Consider the following 21,043-nt stretch of genomic DNA (forward strand, 5'->3'; position numbering starts at 1 on the left):
ATGGCATTTATCGAGAAAGGTCAAGAAATAGATATTGAAGCAATTAAGGCGGAAACACGGCTATCTGCAGAAACCTTGCAACATAAGGAAAATCGTGATCAAGAATTAGCAGATATCCTTTCAGGTAAGGATGATCGTATTCTTTTGGTCATTGGGCCTTGTTCGTCTGATAATGAAGAAGCAGTCCTAGAGTATGCTCGTCGTTTGGCAGACTTGCAGAAAAAAGTGGCAGATAAGATTTTCATGGTTATGCGTGTATATACTGCAAAGCCACGTACCAATGGAGATGGCTACAAGGGCTTGGTTCATCAGCCAGATACTTCTAAAGCTCCAAGCTTAATCAATGGTTTACAGGCTGTACGTCAGCTTCATTATCGGGTGATTACAGAAACAGGATTGACTACAGCGGATGAAATGCTTTATCCAGCCAATCTTGTCTTGGTTGATGACTTGGTGAGTTATCATGCAGTGGGTGCGCGTTCAGTAGAAGACCAAGAACACCGTTTTGTAGCTTCAGGAATCGATGCACCAGTGGGAATGAAGAACCCAACATCTGGAAACCTATCTGTGATGTTTAATGCCATCTATGCTGCACAAAACAAACAAACCTTTCTCTTTCATGGTCAAGAAGTTGAAACTTCAGGAAATCCCTTGGCTCACGTTATCCTTCGTGGAGCTATGAATGAATACGGGAAAAATGAACCTAACTTCTACTATGAAACTCTTCTAGATGCTATTGGGCGTTACGAGTCTATGGGGCTCGAAAATCCCTTTATCATGATTGATACCAATCATGATAATTCAGGGAAACAGTATATGGAGCAAGTTCGAATTGTTCGCCAAACTCTTCTCAACCGTGCCTGGAATGAAAAGATTAAGAAGACAATTCGAGGCTTCATGATTGAATCCTACTTAGCGGATGGCCGCCAAAACCAGCCAGAAATCTTTGGATGTTCCATTACAGACCCATGTTTGGGCTGGGAAAACACAGTAGCTTTAGTAGAAGAAATCTATTCTACCTTAACAAAATAAGTGAAAAGGATGGAGTTGGGGGAATCTCAACTCCTTTTGATGAAAATGATAGTTGGACACGGAATCGATATTGAAGAATTAGCTTCTATACAAAATGCAGTTGAAAAAAGAGAAGGCTTTGCGCAGCGTGTCTTGACAGACAAGGAAATGGAGCGCTTTGCTAGTCTCAAAGGTCGCAGACAGGTCGAGTATTTGGCTGGTCGTTGGTCAGCTAAAGAGGCTTTCTCAAAGGCTATGGGAACGGGAATTGGGAAGCTAGGTTTTCAGGATTTGGAAGTCTTGAACGATGAGAAGGGAGCTCCCTACTTCAGCAAATCCCCATTTTCAGGAAATGTTTGGTTATCGATTAGCCATACAGAACAGTTTGTGACAGCTAGTGTTATTTTGGAGGAAAATCATGAAAACTAGTCCACATAGACCAACCAAGGCCCTCATTAATCTAGAAGCAATCCGATACAATATTCAACAAATGGGAGCACATATTCCTAAAGACACCCTCAAATGGGCGGTTGTGAAAGCCAATGCTTATGGACATGGAGCGATAGCTGTTGCAAGAGCTATACAGGATGATGTAGATGGCTTTTGTGTGTCAAATATTGATGAAGCCATTGAACTCCGTCAGGCAGGGATTTCTAAGAAGATCCTCATTTTAGGAGTATCTGATGTTGAATCATTTTCATTGGCTAAGGATTTTGATATTACCTTGACAGTGGCAGGATTGGAATGGATTGAGAATCTCCTTGATACTGAGTCAGACTTATCAGGTTTAGCCGTTCACCTTAAGATTGACTCAGGCATGGGACGAATTGGTTTTAGAAGTGCAAGCGAGGCAGCAAAAGCTCAAGCTTTACTCAAGGAACATGGAGCCAATGTTGAGGGAATCTTTACCCACTTTGCTACTGCAGATGAAGAGTCAGTTAGCTACTTTAAACAACAGCTAGATTGTTTCAAGGGAATCCTAGATGATTTGCAAGAAGTACCAAAATTGGTTCATGCTAGTAACTCCGCAACGACTCTATGGCATGCGGAAACGATTTTCAATGCTGTTCGCATGGGGGACTCTATGTATGGTCTCAATCCAAGTGGACAAGTTTTGGAATTGCCTTATGAACTAAAACCAGCCTTAACTTTGGAGTCAGCCATCGTTCATGTCAAAACAGTAGAGGCTGGTGCTTGTATGGGCTACGGAGCGACCTATCAGGCAGACAGTGAGCAAGTCATTGCTACTTTGCCAATCGGTTATGCAGATGGTTGGACACGAGACATGCAGAATTTCTCAGTTCTGGTAGATGGTCAATTGTGTCCCATTGTAGGGCGTGTATCCATGGACCAAATCACCATTCGCTTACCTAAGCTTTACCCATTGGGTACCAAGGTAACTTTAATTGGCTCAGACGGTTATAAAGAAATTACTGCAACAGACGTAGCAGTTTACCGAGGAACCATCAATTATGAGGTGGTTTGTCTCCTCAGTGATCGAATTCCAAGAGAATATTATTAAGAAATAGAAGGAAAGGAGAAGAGCATGAATTTACATCAACCCTTGCATGTCTTACCAGGAGTAGGACCTAAATCAGCAGAGAAATATGCCAAACTAGGAATTGAAAACTTGCAAGATCTCTTGCTCTACTTCCCTTTCCGTTATGAAGATTTTAAGACTAAGCAGGTGCTAGAGCTAGAAGACGGAGAGAAGGCAGTCCTGTCTGGCCAGGTAGTGACACCAGCCAGTGTTCAATATTATGGTTTTAAGCGTAATCGCCTACGTTTTAGCCTCAAGCAGGGGGAGGTTGTTTTTGCAGTGAACTTCTTTAACCAACCCTACCTGGCAGACAAGATTGAACTAGGAGCAACCTTGGCTGTCTTTGGCAAGTGGGATCGTGCCAAGGCAAGCCTCACAGGAATGAAGGTTTTAGCCCAAGTCGAGGATGACCTCCAGCCTGTCTATCGCCTAGCGCAAGGCGTCAGTCAAGCAGGACTTGTTAAGGTCATCAAGACCGCCTTTGATCAGGGGCTGGACCTCTTGATAGAAGAAAACATCCCCCAGTCCTTGCTAGAAAAATACAAACTCATGCCCCGTAGTCAGGCTGTTCGTGCCATGCACTTTCCTAAAGATTTGGCAGAATACAAACAGGCTCTCCGTCGAATCAAATTTGAGGAACTCTTTTATTTCCAAATGCAATTACAGACCCTCAAGTCTGAAAATAAGGTTCATGGAAGTGGTCTGGTCTTGAACTGGTCTCAGAAAACATTAACTGCAGTTAAAGAGAAATTGCCTTTTGCCTTGACCCAAGCCCAAGAAAAAAGCTTACAAGAAATTCTAACAGATATGAAGTCGGACCATCACATGAATCGACTCTTACAAGGGGATGTAGGAAGTGGGAAGACAGTGGTTGCAGGTCTTGCTATGTATGCAGCTGTAACGGCAGGGTATCAGGCTGCCCTCATGGTTCCAACAGAGATTCTTGCAGAGCAGCATTTTGAAAGTCTAGAGAGCCTCTTTCCTGATTTGAAATTAGCTCTCCTGACAGGGTCGCTGAAAGCTGCAGAAAAACGCAAGGTCTTGAAAACCATTGCTAAGGGGGAAGCTGATGTGATCATCGGAACCCATGCTCTGATACAAGACGGCGTGGACTATGCCCGACTCGGCTTGATTATCATCGATGAGCAACACCGCTTTGGTGTAGGGCAAAGGCGTATTTTACGGGAAAAAGGTGAAAATCCAGATGTCCTCATGATGACGGCAACTCCCATACCACGGACCTTAGCCATCACTGCCTTTGGGGATATGGATGTTTCTATTATTGACCAGATGCCAGCAGGGCGTAAGCCGATCGTAACTCGTTGGATCAAGCATGAGCAATTACCACAGGTCTTGACTTGGTTGGAGGGTGAGATTCAGAAAGGCTCCCAAGTCTATGTTATCTCTCCTTTGATTGAAGAATCTGAAGCTCTGGACCTTAAAAATGCTATCGCTCTGTCAGAGGAGTTAACAACTCATTTTGCTGGGAAAGCAAAAGTTGCCCTCTTACATGGAAAGATGAAGAGTGATGAAAAAGATCAGATTATGCAGGATTTCAAAGAGAGAAAGACAGATATCCTGGTCTCTACAACGGTTATCGAAGTTGGGGTCAATGTGCCAAATGCGACAGTCATGATTATCATGGATGCTGACCGTTTCGGACTTAGTCAACTTCACCAGCTCAGAGGTCGTGTCGGTCGGGGAGACAAGCAGTCCTATGCAGTTCTAGTGGCCAATCCAAAAACTGACTCTGGGAAAGACCGCATGCGTATCATGACGGAAACGACCAATGGTTTTGTCCTTGCAGAAGAAGATTTGAAAATGCGGGGTTCTGGTGAAATTTTTGGGACCAAACAGTCAGGTTTACCAGAGTTCCATGTAGCTGATATCATCGAAGACTTCCCAATCCTTGAGGAAGCTAGAAAGGTAGCTAGCTATATCAGCTCCCTCCCAAATTGGCGAGAGGACCCAGAGTGGCACATGATTGCCTTAAATCTCGAGAAGAAAGAATATCTGGATTAAGCTTTTTTAAGATAATGTTAAGTTTGCTTTTAGGGTGAGTATCTATACTAGAGTCATCCAAAAGAAACGAGGACTCTCTCATGACTATTAAAGTAAATTACCAAAAGACATTTCAAAAGGAAACTCAACCTTCTCCTAAATACTAAGAAAAAGAGCGGCAACGCTCTTTTTTATATGTCTAAAACTACTTTCAAGAGGATTCTTGCCAGGGTCGGACATTAAATCCACTTTCCGTTTCCCTTTCTTTCTTGCATTGCTTCCCTATATGTGCTACAGTTATGATAACGGTTACAAAACAAAGGAGAATTCTATGAGAAATCCAGCATTAGTAGAAGAAATGAAAACATATAAAGGAAGAGATGAAGTACCTCAGGATTTTGATGCTTTTTGGGATGGTGAGATTGACAAGGTTTCGGTTTTGCCAGACTACCAACTAGAGGAACGTGACTTTCATATCCAAAATGTAAAATGCTATGAGTTAACCTTTAAAGGTACACGTGACGGCCTTGTCTATGCGCGTGTGGTCTTACCAAAATTAGATAAGAAAGTGCCAGTTATTTTCCACTTCCATGGTTATATGGGACGTTGCTGGGATTGGACAGATATGCTAGCCTTTACCGTCGCTGGTTATGGGGTTGTATCGATGGATGTTCGTGGGCAATCTGGTTACTCACAAGATGGCTTGCGTTCGCCTCTCGGAAATACAGTTAAGGGTCAAATCATTCGAGGTGTAGTAGAAGGAAAAGAGCAACTCTTCTATAAAGATGTCTATCTAGATATTTATCAATTGGTTGAAATCGTCGCTAGCTTACCACAAGTGGATGAGGAGCAGTTGGCTAGTTATGGAGCTTCGCAAGGAGGAGCCTTGGCTTTAGTAGCTGCTGGTCTCAATCCACGTATCAAGCGAACAGTGGCCATCTATCCATTCTTGTCAGACTTTAGACGAGTGCTAGAAATTGGGAATACTAGCGAAGCTTATGATGAGCTTTTTCGTTACTTTAAGTTCCATGATCCTTTCCACGAAACAGAAGAGCAGATCATGGAGACACTTGGTTATATCGATGTGAAAAACTTTGCCCATCGCATTAAAGGTGATGTGAGAATGATTACAGGGCTTGATGACGATGTCTGCTATCCAATCACCCAGTTTGCTATTTACAATCGTTTGACTTGTGAAAAGAGCTATCGTCTCATGCCAGAATATGCCCACGAGGCTATGAATGTCCATGTCAATGACCAGGTTTACAACTGGTTGTGTGGTAGTGAGATTCCCTTTACCTATGTAGGTCGTTAGAAATATGTAAAAAGAGCCCTGCTAAAACAGGGCTTTCTTTTTGAGAGATTAAAGAAAGTAGTTTCGAAAAGTTTGAAGCATAGAAATATATCTGAAAGTAAATTCTATTATAGATTACTAAGGCTATTATTTAGAATATTTATTATATAATAAGTGTAGTATCAATTTGAAAGGAGTAAAATTGTTGCTTACTTTAAGATATAAAGTATAAAAATGCAACAGAAATTCAGATGAAAAGAATGGGAAAAACCCCATCAATAATACAGTTTCTTTACATGATTTATGCCCTGGAGGCAAAAAATTTTCAATAAAAAAGAAAGCGCTTTATTTTTTGTGAAAGACGGAAGGAAATATATGACACAGAGAGATTTTGAACGGAAACAACGTTTTGGAATTAGAAAATTTACAGTAGGAGCTGCATCAGTTGTCATTGGAGCAGTTGTTTTTGGTGCTTCACCAGTTTTAGCCCAAGAAGCCCCAGCAACCGGTGGTGAAACAACTGGACAAGCTTTGCCAGAATTGCCAAAAGAAGTAGAATCAGGAAATCTGGCTAACATAGATAAGGAACTTGCTGATAAGTTGGCAGCAGCGACAGATAAAGGAACTGAGGTAAACCGTGAGGAGCTGCAAGCAAATCCAGGTTCTGAAAACCCAACAGAAACTGAAACTCCATCAGCTGAAACTGATAAGACAGAAGAAACTGAGAAACAAGAAGCTATCGCTCGTGATTATTACTCAAGAGAATTGGAAAATGCCAATGTTGTCGTTGAAAAAGAAGATGTAGAGACCAATGCAACAAATGGTCAACGAGTTGATTTGAATGATGAACTTGATAAACTGAAAAAACTTCAGAATGCTACCGTTCATATGGAGTTTAAGCCAGATACGTCTGCTCCACGTTTTTACAACCTCTTCTCAGTCTCCAGTGATACCAAAGTAAATGAGTACTTCACAATGGCCATCCTTGATAACACGGCTATCGTTGAAGGTCGTGATGCAAATGGAAACCAATTCTATGGTGATTATAAAACTGCTCCTTTGAAGATTAAGCCAGGTCAGTGGAACTCTGTAACCTTTACAGTTGAAAGACCAAATGTAGACCAACCAAAAGGTCAGGTTCGCGTCTATGTAAATGGTGTCTTGTCTCGAACAAGTCCTCAGTCTGGTCGTTTTATCCAAGATATGCCAGATGTTAATCATGTTCAAATCGGTACAACAAAACGTACAGGAAAAAACTTCTGGGGCGCTAATCTTAAAGTCCGTAATTTAACTGTTTATGATCGTGCCCTTTCTCCAGAAGAAGTTAAAAAACGTAGCCAACTTTTTGAAAGAGGAGAGTTAGAGAAGAAACTTCCTGAAGGAGCAAAAGTTACGGATAAACTGGATGTATTTGAAGGTGGTGTGAACCGCAAGCCAAATAAAGATGGTATTGCAAGTTACCGTATACCTGCACTTCTTAAGACAGATAAAGGTACCTTGATTGCCGGAACGGATGAAAGACGCTTGCATCACTCTGACTGGGGTGATATCGGTATGGTCGTTCGTCGTAGTGATGACAATGGGAAGACATGGGGAGATAGAATTACCATCTCTAATCCTCGTGACAATGAGAAAGCTAAAAATCCAGAATGGCCATCACCAGTTAATATTGACATGGCTTTAGTCCAAGATCCTGAAACTAAGAGAATCTTCTCAATTTATGATATGTTCCTCGAAGGGAAGGCAGTATTCTCTCTACCAGGGAAAGCACCACAAGCCTATGAGCAAATCGGTGATAAGGTTTACCAAGTCTTGTACAAACAAGGTGATGCGGGACGTTATACTATCCGTGAAAATGGTGAAGTTTTTGACCCTGAAAATAGAAAAACAGAATACCGTGTTGTAGTTGATCCTAAGCAACCAGCTTATAGCGATAAGGGTGATCTATACAAGGGTGAAGAACTAATTGGTAATGTCTATTTCGAATACAGTGACAAGAATATCTTTAGAGTTTCAAATACCAACTATCTCTGGATGTCTTATAGTGATGATGATGGGAAAACATGGTCTGCACCTAAAGATATTACATACGGTATCCGCAAGGACTGGATGCACTTCTTAGGTACTGGACCTGGTACAGGGATCGCCTTGCATTCAGGACCTCACAAAGGTCGTCTCGTTATCCCAGTCTATACTACAAATAACGTATCTTACTTGAGTGGTTCTCAGTCTTCACGCGTCATTTACTCGGATGACCATGGTGAAACTTGGCAAGCAGGTGAAGCTGTCAATGATAACCGCCCAGTAGGGAACCAAACAATTCACTCTTCAACTATGAATAATCCAGGTGCTCAAAATACTGAGTCAACTGTTGTTCAGTTGAACAACGGAGACCTCAAACTATTCATGCGTGGATTGACAGGAGATTTGCAGGTTGCAACAAGTAAAGATGGCGGAGCTACTTGGGAAAAAGATGTAAAACGCTATTCAGATGTCAAAGATGTCTATGTTCAAATGTCAGCTATTCATACTGTACAAGATGGTAAGGAATATATCGTCCTCAGTAACGCAGGTGGACCAGGACGTTACAACGGTTTGGTACACTTGGCACGTGTGGAAGCTAACGGAGAATTAACTTGGCTTAAACACAATCCAATTCAAAGCGGTAAATTTGCCTATAACTCATTGCAAAATCTTGGTAATGGTGAATTTGGCTTACTTTATGAGCATGCAGATGCCAATCAAAATGAATATACTTTGTCTTATAAGAAATTCAACTGGGATTTCTTGAGCAAGGATATGATTGCTCCAACTAAAGCAAAAGTAAAAAGTGCAGTAGATATGGGTAACAATATTGTTGCACTAGAATTTGATTCAGAAGTCTTGGTAAACCAAGCTCCTGTTCTTAAATTAGCGAATGGAAACCTAGCAACCTTCTTAACTCAGTACGATACAAAAACACTGCTATTTGTTGTCAAAAAAGAAGATATTGGCCAAGAAGTTACAGAGATAGTTGATGGTGCGATTGAGAGCATGCATAATTTGCCAGTTAGCCTTGATGAGGCAGGAATTCCTGGTGGAATTAATAGTAAAGAACCTGCTATTCATGAAGTTCCAGAGTTCACTGGAGGCGTCAATGGTGACGAAGTGGCAGTACATGAAGTCCCAGAATTCGAAGGTGGTGTAAATGGTGACGAAGCAGCTGTAACAGAGGCGCCTGAGTATACAGAAGCCATTGGAACAGCGGGTGAGGAAACAGCACCAACAGTAGAAGTTCCGGAATCCACAGGTGGTGTAAATGGCGAAGAAGCAACTATAACAGAGCTTCCAGAGTATACTGATGCTATTGGAACAGTAGGTGACGAAGCAGCACCAACAGTAGAAGTCCCTGAGTTTGAAGGTGGTGTAAATGGCGACGAAGCGGCTGTAACAGAGCTCCCTGAGTACACTGAACCTATTGGAACAGTAGGTGAAGAAGCAGCGCCAACAGTAGAAGTCCCAGAATTCGAAGGTGGTGTCAATGCAGTCGAAGCTGCAGTTCATGAGCTTCCAGAATTAACAGGCGGAGTAAACGCAGTTGAAGCGCTCAAAAATGAGCTTCCAGAATTTGCAGGTGGAGCAAATGCAGTTCAAGTCCTTAAGCATGAGCTTCCAGAATTCACAGGCGGAGTAAACGCAGTTCAAGCCCTTAAGCATGAGCTTCCAGAATTCACAGGCGGAGTAAACGCAGTTGAAGCGCTCAAGCATGAGCTTCCAGAATTTGCAGGTGGAGCAAATGCAGTTCAAGCCCTTAAGCATGAACTTTCAGAATTCACAGGCGGAGTATATGCAGTTGAAGCAGCCAAAAACGAACTTCCGGAATATAAGTTTGAAGAAAAATCGCTTGTCACTTTTGTAGCACAGCAAGACAAGACCTATCAAGCTCCAGCAGCTCAAGCACAACAACCAACCCTCCCTGCAACAGGAAGTGAGGTTTCAACTTCTCTAGTATCTGTAGGAATGGTTGGAATGCTTCTCGGTTTGTTTGGAATGGCTAAGAAAAAAGAAGATTAATGGCAACATTGAATCTAAAAAGTCTCTATAAAAAGGTTTAGACTTATATTAGAAGGGTCTGTAACGTTCATTCGTTACAGGCTCTTTATTTGCAGAAAGCAAAGATTCTAGTGGAAATAAGCGGATGGGAGGCAATTCAAATTCGGGTATTTTCCCCTGAAACTACTTTCAGGAGATTCTATTTCATAAAATTGTTTTGAAACTTCAATCTATTCTAGCACAAGTTGTTGAAAGCGCTTTAAAAATGATATATAATAGGCTCATAAGAAAAAAGAAAAGGAGGAAAGTGGATGCCACAGATCAGTAAAGAAGCTTTGATTGAGCAGATTAAAGATGGGATCATCGTTTCTTGTCAGGCACTTCCTCACGAACCGCTTTATACAGAAGCGGGAGGTGTAATGCCCTTGCTAGTCAAAGCGGCTGAGCAAGGTGGAGCCGTCGGTATCCGAGCAAATAGTGTTCGAGATATTAAGGAAATCAAAGAGGTCACAAATCTTCCGATTATCGGAATTATCAAACGTGATTATCCACCACAGGAACCATTCATCACAGCTACTATGAAAGAAGTTGATGAACTAGCAGCTCTAGATATTGAGGTAATCGCTCTAGATTGTACCAAGAGAGAACGCCATGATGGCCTAGAGATTCAAGAATTTATCCGTCAAATCAAAGAAAAATATCCAAACCAACTCTTGATGGCTGACACAAGTACCTTTGAAGAAGGACTAACAGCAGTTGAGGCGGGAATCGATTTTGTCGGAACAACCTTGTCAGGCTACACATCTTATAGTCCAAAAGTGGATGGTCCAGATTTTGAACTCATCAAGAAACTATGCGATGCAGGTGTAGACGTCATCGCAGAAGGAAAAATTCATACACCAGAACAGGCTAAGCAAATCCTAGGTTACGGAGTGCGAGGCATCGTAGTTGGTGGTGCTATTACTAGACCAAAAGAGATCACGGAACGATTTGTTGCAGGTCTCAAATAAGACAATTAAAACACGAGGAGAGTGGTTGATTAGTAAAATAAAATGTAAACGTATACAAAGTTGTCAATACTCATTATCCGTTTCGGATACGCATATCATCATTTAGGAGAATACTAATGAAATTTAGAAAACTAGCTTGTACAGTACTTGCGGGTGCTGCTGTTCTATCTCTTGCTGCTTGTGGCAAATCAGACGCTAAAAAAGACGCTGCAAGTGATGCAGGGAAAACTGAAATCACTTGGTGGGCTTTCCCAGTCTTCACTCAAGAAAAATCTGGTGACGGTGTAGGAACTTATGAAAAATCTATCATCGAAGCTTTCGAAAAAGCAAACCCAGATATCAAAGTTAAACTAGAAACAATCGACTTCAAATCTGGTCCAGAAAAAATCACGACAGCTATTGAAGCTGGAACTGCTCCAGATGTACTTTTCGATGCACCAGGTCGTATCATTAATTACGGTAAAAATGGTAAATTAGCTGAGTTGAATGACCTCTTTACAGATGAATTTGTTAAAGATGTTAACAATGAAAACATCATTCAAGCAAGTAAAGCTGGTGATAAAGCATACATGTATCCAATCAGTTCTGCACCATTCTACATGGCTATGAACAAGAAAATGTTGGAAGATGCTGGTGTAGCTAACCTTGTTAAAGAAGGTTGGACAACAGATGATTTTGAAAAAGTCTTGAAAGCACTTAAAGACAAAGGATACACTCCAGGTTCATTGTTCAGTTCTGGTCAAGGGGGAGACCAAGGAACACGTGCCTTCATCGCTAACCTATACGGCGGTTCTGTAACAGACAAAGAAGTTACTAAATACACAACTGACGATCCTAAGTTCGTCAAAGGTCTTGAAAAAGCAACTAGCTGGATCAAAGATGGTTTGTTGAACAACGGTTCACAATTTGACGGTGGAGCAGACATCCAAAACTTTGCAAACGGTCAAACATCATACACAATCCTTTGGGCACCAGCTCAAAACGGTATCCAAGCTAAATTGTTGGAAGCAAGTAAAGTTGAAGTGGTAGAAGTTCCATTCCCATCTGATTCAGGTAAACCAGCTCTTGAGTACCTTGTAAACGGATTTGCAGTATTTAACAACAAAGATGAAAAGAAAGTTGCTGCTGCTAAGAAATTCATCCAATTCATCGCTGATGATAAAGAGTGGGGTCCTAAAGACGTAGTTCGTACAGGTGCCTTCCCAGTTCGTACTTCATTTGGAAAACTTTATGATGATAAACGTATGGAAACTATCAGTGGTTGGACTCAATACTACTCTCCATACTACAACACAATCGACGGATTTGCTGAAATGAGAACTCTATGGTTCCCAATGTTGCAATCAGTGTCTAACGGTGACGAACAACCTGCTGCAGCTTTGAAGACATTCACTGAAAAAGCGAATGAAACAATCAAAAAAGCAGCTAAATAATAAGCCCTAAATAAAAAGTAAAATCCCCCCTTTTCCCTGTGCACATCTGTGTACGAAAAGGGGGAGTTTTATTTAAAAAATGTAAGGAACTGACAGGTCAAAATTAAAATGAAGTTCTTACATAGGCTTTTCTTGGAAAAAATTTCATTTTGATTTTACATCAATGTCAGACAACAATCAAAAAAACAAAAACTATTTGAAAGTGAGGTGCCAACTGTGAAAGTCAATAAAATTCGCATGAGAGAAACAATTGTTTCTTATGCTTTCTTAGCACCAGTATTAATCTTCTTTACCGTCTTTGTCCTAGCTCCAATGATCATGGGATTCATCACTAGTTTCTTTAACTACTCGATGACTAGCTTTGAGTTTGTGGGACTTGACAACTACATCCGCATGTTTAAAGACCCTGTCTTTACAAAATCTTTGATTAATACCGTAATCTTAGTTATCGGATCTGTACCAGTCGTTGTACTCTTCTCACTATTTGTGGCATCACAAACTTACCAACAAAATGCAGTTGCTAGATCCTTCTATCGTTTCGTATTCTTCCTTCCTGTTGTAACAGGTAGTGTTGCCGTAACGGTTGTATGGAAATGGATTTATGATCCTCTATCAGGTATTTTGAATTTCGTGCTTAAGTCAAGCCATATCATTAGCCAAAACATTTCTTGGTTGGGTGACAAAAACTGGGCTTTGATGGCGATTATGATTATTCTTTTGACAACATCAGTTGGTCAACCAATCATCCTCTACATCGCTGCAATGGGTAATATTGACAACTCTCTTGTTGAAGCGGCACGTGTCGACGGAGCAACTGAGTTACAAGTTTTCTGGAAGATTAAATGGCCAAGCCTTCTTCCAACAACTCTTTATATCGCAATCATTACAACAATCAACTCATTCCAGTGTTTCGCTTTGATTCAGCTTTTGACTTCCGGTGGTCCCAACTACTCAACAAGTACACTTATGTACTACCTTTACGAAAAAGCCTTCCAATTGACTGAGTATGGTTATGCCAATACTATTGGTGTATTCTTGGCAGTTATGATCGCAATTGTCAGCTTTGTTCAATTTAAAGTACTTGGAAACGACGTAGAATATTAATAGAAAGGAGACAGCTATGCAATCTACACAAAAGAAACCTTTAACAGCCTTCACTGTTATTTCAACCATCTTCTTGCTTTTATTGACTGTACTGTTTATCTTTCCATTCTACTGGATTTTGACAGGTGCCTTCAAATCACAACCGGATACCATTATGATTCCACCACAATGGTTCCCTAAAGCTCCAACAATGGAGAACTTCCAACAATTGATGGTGCAAAACCCAGCCTTGCAATGGATGTGGAACTCAGTCTTCATTTCATTGGTAACTATGTTCTTGGTTTGTGCAACTTCATCCCTAGCAGGTTATGTATTGGCTAAGAAACGTTTCTACGGTCAACGCATTCTCTTCGCTATCTTTATCGCTGCTATGGCTCTTCCAAAACAAGTTGTCCTTGTACCATTGGTACGTATCGTCAACTTCATGGGAATCCATGACACTCTTTGGGCGGTTATCTTGCCTTTGATCGGATGGCCATTTGGGGTCTTCCTCATGAAACAGTTCAGTGAAAACATTCCAACAGAATTGCTCGAATCTGCTAAGATTGACGGATGCGGTGAGATTCGTACTTTCTGGAGCGTAGCCTTCCCCATTGTGAAACCAGGATTTGCAGCTCTTGCAATCTTCACCTTCATCAATACATGGAATGACTACTTTATGCAGTTGGTTATGTTGACATCTCGTAACAACTTGACCATCTCACTCGGGGTTGCGACTATGCAGGCTGAGATGGCAACCAACTATGGTTTAATTATGGCAGGGGCTGCTCTTGCAGCGGTGCCAATCGTAACAGTCTTCCTTGTCTTCCAAAAATCCTTCACTCAAGGGATTACTATGGGAGCGGTCAAAGGTTAATACTCTGCGAAAATTGAATTCAAACCACGTCAGCGACTCCTTGCCGTACTCAAGTACAGCCTGCGGATTGCTTCCTAGTTTGCTCTTCAATTTTAATTGAGAATAGGAAAATCTATTTATTGAAAACGATATAGTATTATAAGTGTCTACAAAATGGATAGGAGTTGGTTGCTTCATGAAGTTTTGTTAGACACTTATAAACTTACTGGCTAGACATTTTGTGTCTGAAGATAACAATCAGGTAAAGGAAATTACTATGATTTTTGATGATTTAAAAAACATTAGCTTTTACAAGGGAATTCATCCAAATCTGGACAAGGCTATTGATTATCTCTATGAGCATCGTAAAGATACTTTTGAATTAGGTAAATACGATATTGATGGAGATAAGGTCTTCTTAGTTGTGCAGGAAAATGTTCTCAACAAAGAAGAAAATGATCGCTTTGAGCATCATAAAAACTATGCAGACTTACATTTGTTAGTTGAAGGACATGAGTATTCTAGTTACGGTTCTCGCATCAAAGATGAGGCTGTAGCCTTTGATGAAGCTAGCGATATTGGCTTTGTTCATTGTCACGAACAATACCCACTCTTGTTGGGATATCACAATTTTGCAGTTTTCTTCCCAGGAGAACCTCATCAACCTAACGGTTATGCAGGTATGGAAGATAAAGTTCGCAAATATTTATTTAAAATTTTAATCGATTAGTCAGTTAGGAGGAGAAACAATGGCACATAAAGGATCTGGATTGATAAAAGCGGCATTCGATACGGATAACTTTCTGATGCGTTTTTGCGAGAAAGTTTTAGATATCGTGACGGTTAACCTACTCTTTGTTGTGTCTTGTTTGCCTATTGTGACTATTGGAGTAGCTAAAATCAGTCTCTATCAGACAATCTTTGAAGTGAAGCGCAGCCGTCGTATTCCTGTTTTCAAAATCTATATTAGAGCCTTCAAGCAAAATTTGAAATTAGGTTTTCAGTTAGGTTTGCTGGAATTAGGAATCTTTTTGATCAGTGTGGTTGATTTATCACTATTTTGGAGTCAAACTGGTGTTGCCTTTCAGCTCATTAAAGCTATTTGCTTGGGAATTCTGATATTTTTAACCCTAGTTATGTTGGCTAGCTATCCAATTGCTGCACGCTATGACTTGACTTGGAAAGAAGTGCTCCAAAAGGGCTTACTTCTGGTAAGTTTTAACTTCGTTTGGTTCTTCTTGATGCTTGCGATTATTTTATTAATTATTATGCTTCTCTATCTATCAGGCTTTACTCTAGTGCTTGGTGGTTCAGCATTTCTACTCTTTGGCTTTGGTCTTCTTGCCTTTTGCCAAGCTGGATTAATGGAAAAATTGTTTGCTAAATATCAAGCAGATTGAAAACGACATGAAACTACTTTCAAACAAGAAAAGCTATGGGAGATGAATAGAAATTAAAATCTAAGTGGCTGAGATGTATTGAAAGCGCTTTTTACAAGGTGTATACTAAAATAGTAAAAAATCATCTGCTCAAAGCAGAAAAAAGAAATCTTAGGAGAAATCTATGTCAGATTTAAAAAAATATGAAGGTGTCATTCCTGCCTTCTACGCATGTTATGATGATGCGGGCGAAGTTAGCCCAGAACGTACACGTGCCTTGGTACAATACTTTATTGATAAAGGTGTTCAAGGACTTTACGTTAATGGCTCTTCAGGTGAGTGTATCTACCAAAGTGTAGAAGATCGTAAATTGATCTTAGAAGAAGTTATGGCAGTTGCCAAAGGTAAATTGACCATCATTGCTCACGTAGCTTGTAACAATACCAAAGATAGTATTGAACTGGCTCGTCATGCAGAAAGTTTGGGAGTAGATGCTATCGCAACAATCCCACCAATTTACTTCCGTTTGCCTGAGTACTCAGTTGCTAAATACTGGAACGACATCAGTGCTGCAGCACCAAATACAGACTATGTTATCTACAACATTCCTCAATTGGCAGGTGTTGCTTTGACTCCAAGTCTTTACACAGAAATGTTGAAAAACCCACGTGTTATCGGTGTTAAGAACTCTTCAATGCCAGTTCAAGATATCCAAACTTTTGTTAGTCTTGGTGGCGATGACCATATCGTCTTTAACGGACCAGACGAGCAGTTCCTAGGCGGACGTCTCATGGGAGCAAAAGCTGGTATCGGTGGTACTTATGGTGCTATGCCAGAACTCTTCTTGAAACTTAACCAATTGATTGCGGATAAGGACCTAGAAACAGCGCGTGAATTGCAATACGCAATCAACGCTATCATCGGTAAATTGACTGCAGCCCATGGGAATATGTACTGTGTGATTAAAGAAGTCTTGAAAATCAATGAAGGACTTAACATCGGATCAGTTCGTTCTCCACTTACACCAGTGACCGAAGAAGATCGTCCAGTTGTAGAAGCAGCTGCTCAATTGATTCGTGAAACTAAGGAGCGTTTCCTCTAATCAATAGGAGGCTTTATGACTAATTACGTTGCAATTGATATTGGTGGAACTAATATCAAATACGGTTTAATTGACCAAGAGGGACAACTTGTAGAGTCTAACGAAGTAGCGACTGAGGCTCACAAGGGTGGTCCACACATCTTACAGAAAACAAAAGATATCGTAGCTAGCTATCTGGAAAAAGGACCAGTGTCAGGTGTAGCCATTTCCTCGGCGGGAATGGTTGATCCTGATAAGGGTGAGATTTTCTACGCTGGTCCACAGATTCCAAATTATGCCGGAACCCAATTTAAAAAGGAAATTGAAGCTAGCTTTAATATTCCTTGTGAAATTGAAAATGATGTTAACTGTGCAGGTCTTGCTGAAGCTGTCTCTGGTTCAGGAAAGGGTGCAAGTATTACCCTTTGTTTGACAATTGGAACAGGTATCGGTGGTTGCTTAATCATTGATGGCCAAGTTTTTCATGGCTTTAGTAATTCTGCCTGTGAAGTTGGTTATCTGCACATGCAGGATGGAGCTTTCCAGGATTTAGCATCTACGACAGCTCTTGTTAAGTATGTAGCAGACGCACATGGAGATGAAGTGGAACAGTGGAACGGTCGTAGAATTTTCAAAGAAGCTACCGAAGGCAATAAACTCTGTATGGAGGGGATTGACCGTATGGTGGAATACCTTGGTAAGGGTCTCGCAAATATTTGTTATGTTGCCAATCCAGAAGTTGTCATCCTTGGTGGTGGGATCATGGGGCAAGAAGCAATTTTGAAACCAAAAATCCGTAAGGCTTTGAAAGATTCACTTGTTCCAAGCTTGGCAGACAAGACTCGACTTGAATTTGCCCACCATCAGAATACTGCTGGCATGCTCGGTGCTTATTATCATTTCAAAACAAAACAATCCTAAATTGGCCTTGCCAATTTAGGATTTTTAAATAAAGGCAAATACTAACTTGCTTACTGCTGGCAAGGTATCTTGCATTTTTGACTTCGATATAGTATATTTAAGTTAATTCAAATATATATCAGTAATACCAATAGATATGAACTAAAGGAGAGCAATCATTGACCTATAATCAACAAGAAAAATATAACAGTAAAGTAAGCTCCCCTGAGGATCAAGAAACAGAAATTATGGCCTTTGAACCACTTCCGAGCAAGGCTCAATTGGATTATCACAAGGAGGAATTGGCTGCCTTCATCCACTATGGTATGAACACCTATACTGATTCTGAGTGGGGGGATGGTCAAGAAAATCCTCAAAACTTCAATCCAACTAACCTTGATACAGATCAGTGGATTAAGACTTTGAAGGATGCTGGATTCAAACGAACCATTATGGTTGTAAAACACCATGACGGATTTGTGATTTATCCATCTAAATATACAGACCATACGGTGGCTGCAAGTCCGTGGAAAGATGGTAAGGGAGACCTTCTCGAAGAGATCTCTAAATCAGCGACTAAGTATGACATGAATATGGGTGTTTACCTATCACCATGGGATGCCAACCATCCTAAATATCGTGTTGCAACTGAGAAAGAGTACAACGAATACTACCTCAACCAACTCAAGGAAATCCTTGGCAATCCTAAATACGGAAACAAAGGTAAGTTTATCGAAGTTTGGATGGACGGTGCGCGTGGTAGCGGAGCTCAAAAAGTAACTTATACCTTTGATGAGTGGTTCAAGTACATCAAGGAAACTGAAGGAGATATCGCTATCTTCTCTGCTCAACCGACAAGTGTCCGTTGGATCGGTAATGAACGTGGTATCGCCGGAGATCCGGTTTGGCATAAGGTCAGGAAAGCTAAAATCACTGATGATGTGAAGAATGAATATCTCAACCATGGAGATCCAGAAGGAGACATGTACTCAGTTGGTGAAGCAGACGTTTCTATCCGTTCAGGTTGGTTCTACCATGACAATCAACAGCCAAAATCAATCAAAGATTTGATGGATATCTACTTCAAGTCTGTTGGTCGTGGAACTCCACTTCTCCTCAATATTCCACCTAATAAAGAAGGTAAATTCGCAGAAGCAGATGTCGCTCGCTTGCAAGAATTCCGAGCAACCTTGGATCAAATGTATGCGACTGACTTCGCTAAGGGTGCAACTGTAACTGCAAGTTCTACTCGTAAGAATCACTTGTATCAAGCAAGTCATTTGACAGATGGTAAGGATGATACGAACTGGGCACTAGCAAATGATGCTAAGACAGGTGAATTTACTGTCGATCTTGGACAAAAGAGACGTTTTGACGTAGTCGAACTCAAAGAAGATATCGCTAAGGGTCAACGTATCTCTGGCTTCAAGGTTGAAGTTGAACTTAATGGACGTTGGGTACCATACGGTGAAGGTTCGACTGTTGGCTATCGTCGTCTTATCCAAGGTCAACCAGTAGAGGCACAAAAGATTCGTGTAACCATTACTGGTGCACAAGCGACTCCAATTTTGACAAACTTCTCTGTTTATAAGACACCAAGCAGTATCGAGAAGACAGATGGTTACCCTCTAGGACTAGATTACCATTCAAATACAATTGCTGATAAAGACAATACAACTTGGTATGATGAATCTGAAGGCGTCCGCGGAACATCTATATGGACTAACCAAAAAGATGCTTGCGTAACCTACCGTTTCACTGGAACAAAAGCATATGTAGTGTCTACAGTTGATCCAAACCACGGTGAAATGTCCGTTTACGTGGATGGTCAAAAGGTTGCAGATGTCCAAACCAAAAATGCAGCTCGCAAGCGTAGTCAGATGGTCTATGAAACAGCTGACTTGGCTCCAGGTGAACATACCATCAAACTCGTTAACAAAACTGGTAAAGCTATTGCAACGGAAGGTATCTACACGCTCAACAATGCTGGTAAAGGTATGTTTGAGATGAAAGAAACGACCTATGAAGTTCAAAAAGGTCAACCGGTTACTGTAACCATTAAGCGTGTTGGTGGTAGCAAAGGAACAGCAACAGTCCATGTTGTAACAGAGCCAGGAACAGGGGTTCATGGTAAAGTGTACAAGGACACAACAGCTGACTTAACCTTCCAAGATGGTGAAACTGAGAAAACAATCACGATTCCAACAATCGACTTTACAGAGCAAGCTGATTCAGTCTTTGACTTCAAGGTGAAAATGACCAGCGTTTCTGACAATGCTCTTCTTGGATTTGCTTCAGAAGCTACTGTACGAGTGATGAAAGCTGAATTATTTTAGAAAAATTAGCGAGTATAGATAAATGTCTATCGAGATTTTATGCAAAAAATTTTGAATGATAAAAAATCCTAAATTGTTAAAATCAATTTAGGATTTTCCCTTTCTGTGATTTCTACGATAACCATTCAGTCTATTATTCTCCCAATAGCTATTAAAGATTTTTTCTTTACTTTCACGATCAATCTCTAGGAAATAAGCGTAGAGTAAATCAATGATAATCAGCATTGGAATCTGAGCAGAAATTCGTTGAATATAAGATGCTTGGTTTTGGCTTGCGACCAAAATGGTTTCTGTAAATGCTTGAGTATCCTTATTCGGTGAACTTGTAAATAGAACTGTCTTAGCTCCCATATCCTGGGCATCTAATAAACTATCGATGATAGATGGAGTTGTTCCTGAAAGGGAAAAGCCAAAGACCAAACATTTTTCATCGATGATACTGGTTGTCCAGGCGAAACCATCTGGATCAGTTAAGGCTTCACAGACCACACCTAATCTCATAAAACGTAGCTTCATCTCACGTGCAACTAAACCAGAACTTCCAGTTCCAAAAAAATACACGCGTTCTGATTGGTCAATCATCTTAGCGACACGTTCTAGTTGTTCATCGTCAATCAATCCTTGAGAAACTTCTCGTAGGTTTGCATAGCTTCTGAGTACTCTCTGAGTCAGAGGATTCATATCCTGTTGAGGAACGGAAAGGGTATCCTTTTGTTGTTGGTATTTGAAAATAAATTCCCGATAGCCTGTAAAGCCGCATTTTTTGGCAAAACGAGTGAGAGCCGCCTGAGAAATATGAAGTTTTTGAGTGACCTGCTGAGAAGACAAGTCATCACGAATGGTATCAGCCTGCAAAAAATAGCGGGCAATCTCTTGCTCTAAATCGGTCATTTCTTCAAAGTGAAGATCAATAATCGTAGAGATGTCTGGCTTGTTCATAGGACTCCTTTGTAGTTATTTGTTAAACATTATTTGTCAATAAAAGCTAACAAATAAAATAGCGCTTACTCTCATTATACCACAGTTGCTTTGTTTTTGGGATAAAAAGGAAAAGTCTTTTCTTTTTCCATAATTTTCTCTTCAAATT

Annotated in this window: 15 protein-coding genes and 1 pseudogene; 15 read left to right on the plus strand and 1 reads right to left on the minus strand. The window is 40.7% G+C overall.

Annotated elements, in window-relative coordinates:
- The 15 genes and pseudogenes from HMPREF2957_RS07930 to HMPREF2957_RS08000 all read left to right on the plus strand — a co-directional run.
- Positions 1 to 1,032 carry a 3-deoxy-7-phosphoheptulonate synthase gene (locus HMPREF2957_RS07930; protein ID WP_070678792.1) on the plus strand — a complete coding sequence of 344 codons (1,032 nt, stop codon included), beginning with the start codon at positions 1 to 3 and terminating at the stop codon, positions 1,030 to 1,032.
- A 45-nt stretch (positions 1,033 to 1,077) separates the two neighbouring features.
- On the plus strand, positions 1,078 to 1,440 hold the full coding sequence (gene acpS / locus HMPREF2957_RS07935) for a holo-ACP synthase (protein WP_025170401.1): 363 nt from the start codon (positions 1,078 to 1,080) through the stop codon (positions 1,438 to 1,440).
- On the plus strand, positions 1,430 to 2,533 hold the full coding sequence (gene alr, locus HMPREF2957_RS07940; RefSeq protein ID WP_070678795.1) for an alanine racemase: 1,104 nt from the start codon (positions 1,430 to 1,432) through the stop codon (positions 2,531 to 2,533). The genes acpS and alr overlap by 11 nt, the downstream gene beginning before the upstream one ends.
- A gap of 24 nt (positions 2,534 to 2,557) precedes the next feature.
- Entirely contained in the window at positions 2,558 to 4,573 is a 2,016-nt protein-coding gene (gene recG, locus HMPREF2957_RS07945; RefSeq protein WP_070678798.1) for an ATP-dependent DNA helicase RecG, read from the plus strand.
- A gap of 310 nt (positions 4,574 to 4,883) precedes the next feature.
- Entirely contained in the window at positions 4,884 to 5,867 is a 984-nt protein-coding gene (locus HMPREF2957_RS07950; RefSeq protein WP_070678801.1) for an acetylxylan esterase, read from the plus strand.
- A gap of 354 nt (positions 5,868 to 6,221) precedes the next feature.
- The gene (locus HMPREF2957_RS07955; RefSeq protein ID WP_070678803.1) at positions 6,222 to 9,899 is read left to right on the plus strand and encodes an SIALI-17 repeat-containing surface protein; all 3,678 of its coding nucleotides are present in this window, start codon (positions 6,222 to 6,224) and stop codon (positions 9,897 to 9,899) included.
- Between the two features lie 290 nt (positions 9,900 to 10,189).
- Complete coding sequence (locus HMPREF2957_RS07960; protein ID WP_006152943.1) at positions 10,190 to 10,888, plus strand: N-acetylmannosamine-6-phosphate 2-epimerase; 699 nt, start codon at positions 10,190 to 10,192, stop codon at positions 10,886 to 10,888.
- Between the two features lie 116 nt (positions 10,889 to 11,004).
- Positions 11,005 to 12,321 (plus strand): ABC transporter substrate-binding protein, encoded by a 1,317-nt coding sequence (locus HMPREF2957_RS07965; protein ID WP_049494260.1) that lies wholly within the window; start codon positions 11,005 to 11,007, stop codon positions 12,319 to 12,321.
- 237 nt (positions 12,322 to 12,558) lie between these two features.
- Complete coding sequence (locus HMPREF2957_RS07970; protein WP_053092415.1) at positions 12,559 to 13,425, plus strand: carbohydrate ABC transporter permease; 867 nt, start codon at positions 12,559 to 12,561, stop codon at positions 13,423 to 13,425.
- Between the two features lie 16 nt (positions 13,426 to 13,441).
- Complete coding sequence (locus tag HMPREF2957_RS07975; protein WP_004250812.1) at positions 13,442 to 14,281, plus strand: carbohydrate ABC transporter permease; 840 nt, start codon at positions 13,442 to 13,444, stop codon at positions 14,279 to 14,281.
- A gap of 256 nt (positions 14,282 to 14,537) precedes the next feature.
- Complete coding sequence (locus HMPREF2957_RS07980; protein ID WP_006155741.1) at positions 14,538 to 14,990, plus strand: NanQ anomerase/TabA/YiaL family protein; 453 nt, start codon at positions 14,538 to 14,540, stop codon at positions 14,988 to 14,990.
- Between the two features lie 19 nt (positions 14,991 to 15,009).
- Positions 15,010 to 15,660, plus strand: a complete 651-nt coding sequence (locus HMPREF2957_RS07985; protein WP_070678806.1) for a YesL family protein — start codon at positions 15,010 to 15,012, stop codon at positions 15,658 to 15,660.
- Positions 15,661 to 15,823: 163 nt separating this feature from the next.
- Positions 15,824 to 16,741, plus strand: coding sequence for a dihydrodipicolinate synthase family protein (locus HMPREF2957_RS07990; protein WP_006149428.1), 918 nt, complete (start codon positions 15,824 to 15,826; stop codon positions 16,739 to 16,741).
- Between the two features lie 15 nt (positions 16,742 to 16,756).
- Positions 16,757 to 17,641: an ROK family protein gene (locus tag HMPREF2957_RS07995; RefSeq protein WP_070678810.1), complete on the plus strand. Its 885-nt coding sequence runs from the start codon at positions 16,757 to 16,759 to the stop codon at positions 17,639 to 17,641.
- 194 nt (positions 17,642 to 17,835) lie between these two features.
- Positions 17,836 to 19,956: pseudogene (locus tag HMPREF2957_RS08000) on the plus strand (alpha-L-fucosidase); the annotation flags it as partial.
- An 87-nt stretch (positions 19,957 to 20,043) separates the two neighbouring features.
- Here HMPREF2957_RS08000 and HMPREF2957_RS08005 read toward each other — a convergent pair.
- A complete protein-coding gene (locus HMPREF2957_RS08005) occupies positions 20,044 to 20,895 on the minus strand; it encodes a MurR/RpiR family transcriptional regulator (RefSeq protein ID WP_070678816.1) in 852 nt (283 codons plus the stop codon).
- Positions 20,896 to 21,043: the final 148 nt, after the last annotated feature.

It is taken from the genome of Streptococcus sp. HMSC062D07, from assembly GCF_001814215.1.
Classification (GTDB): domain Bacteria; phylum Bacillota; class Bacilli; order Lactobacillales; family Streptococcaceae; genus Streptococcus; species Streptococcus infantis_I.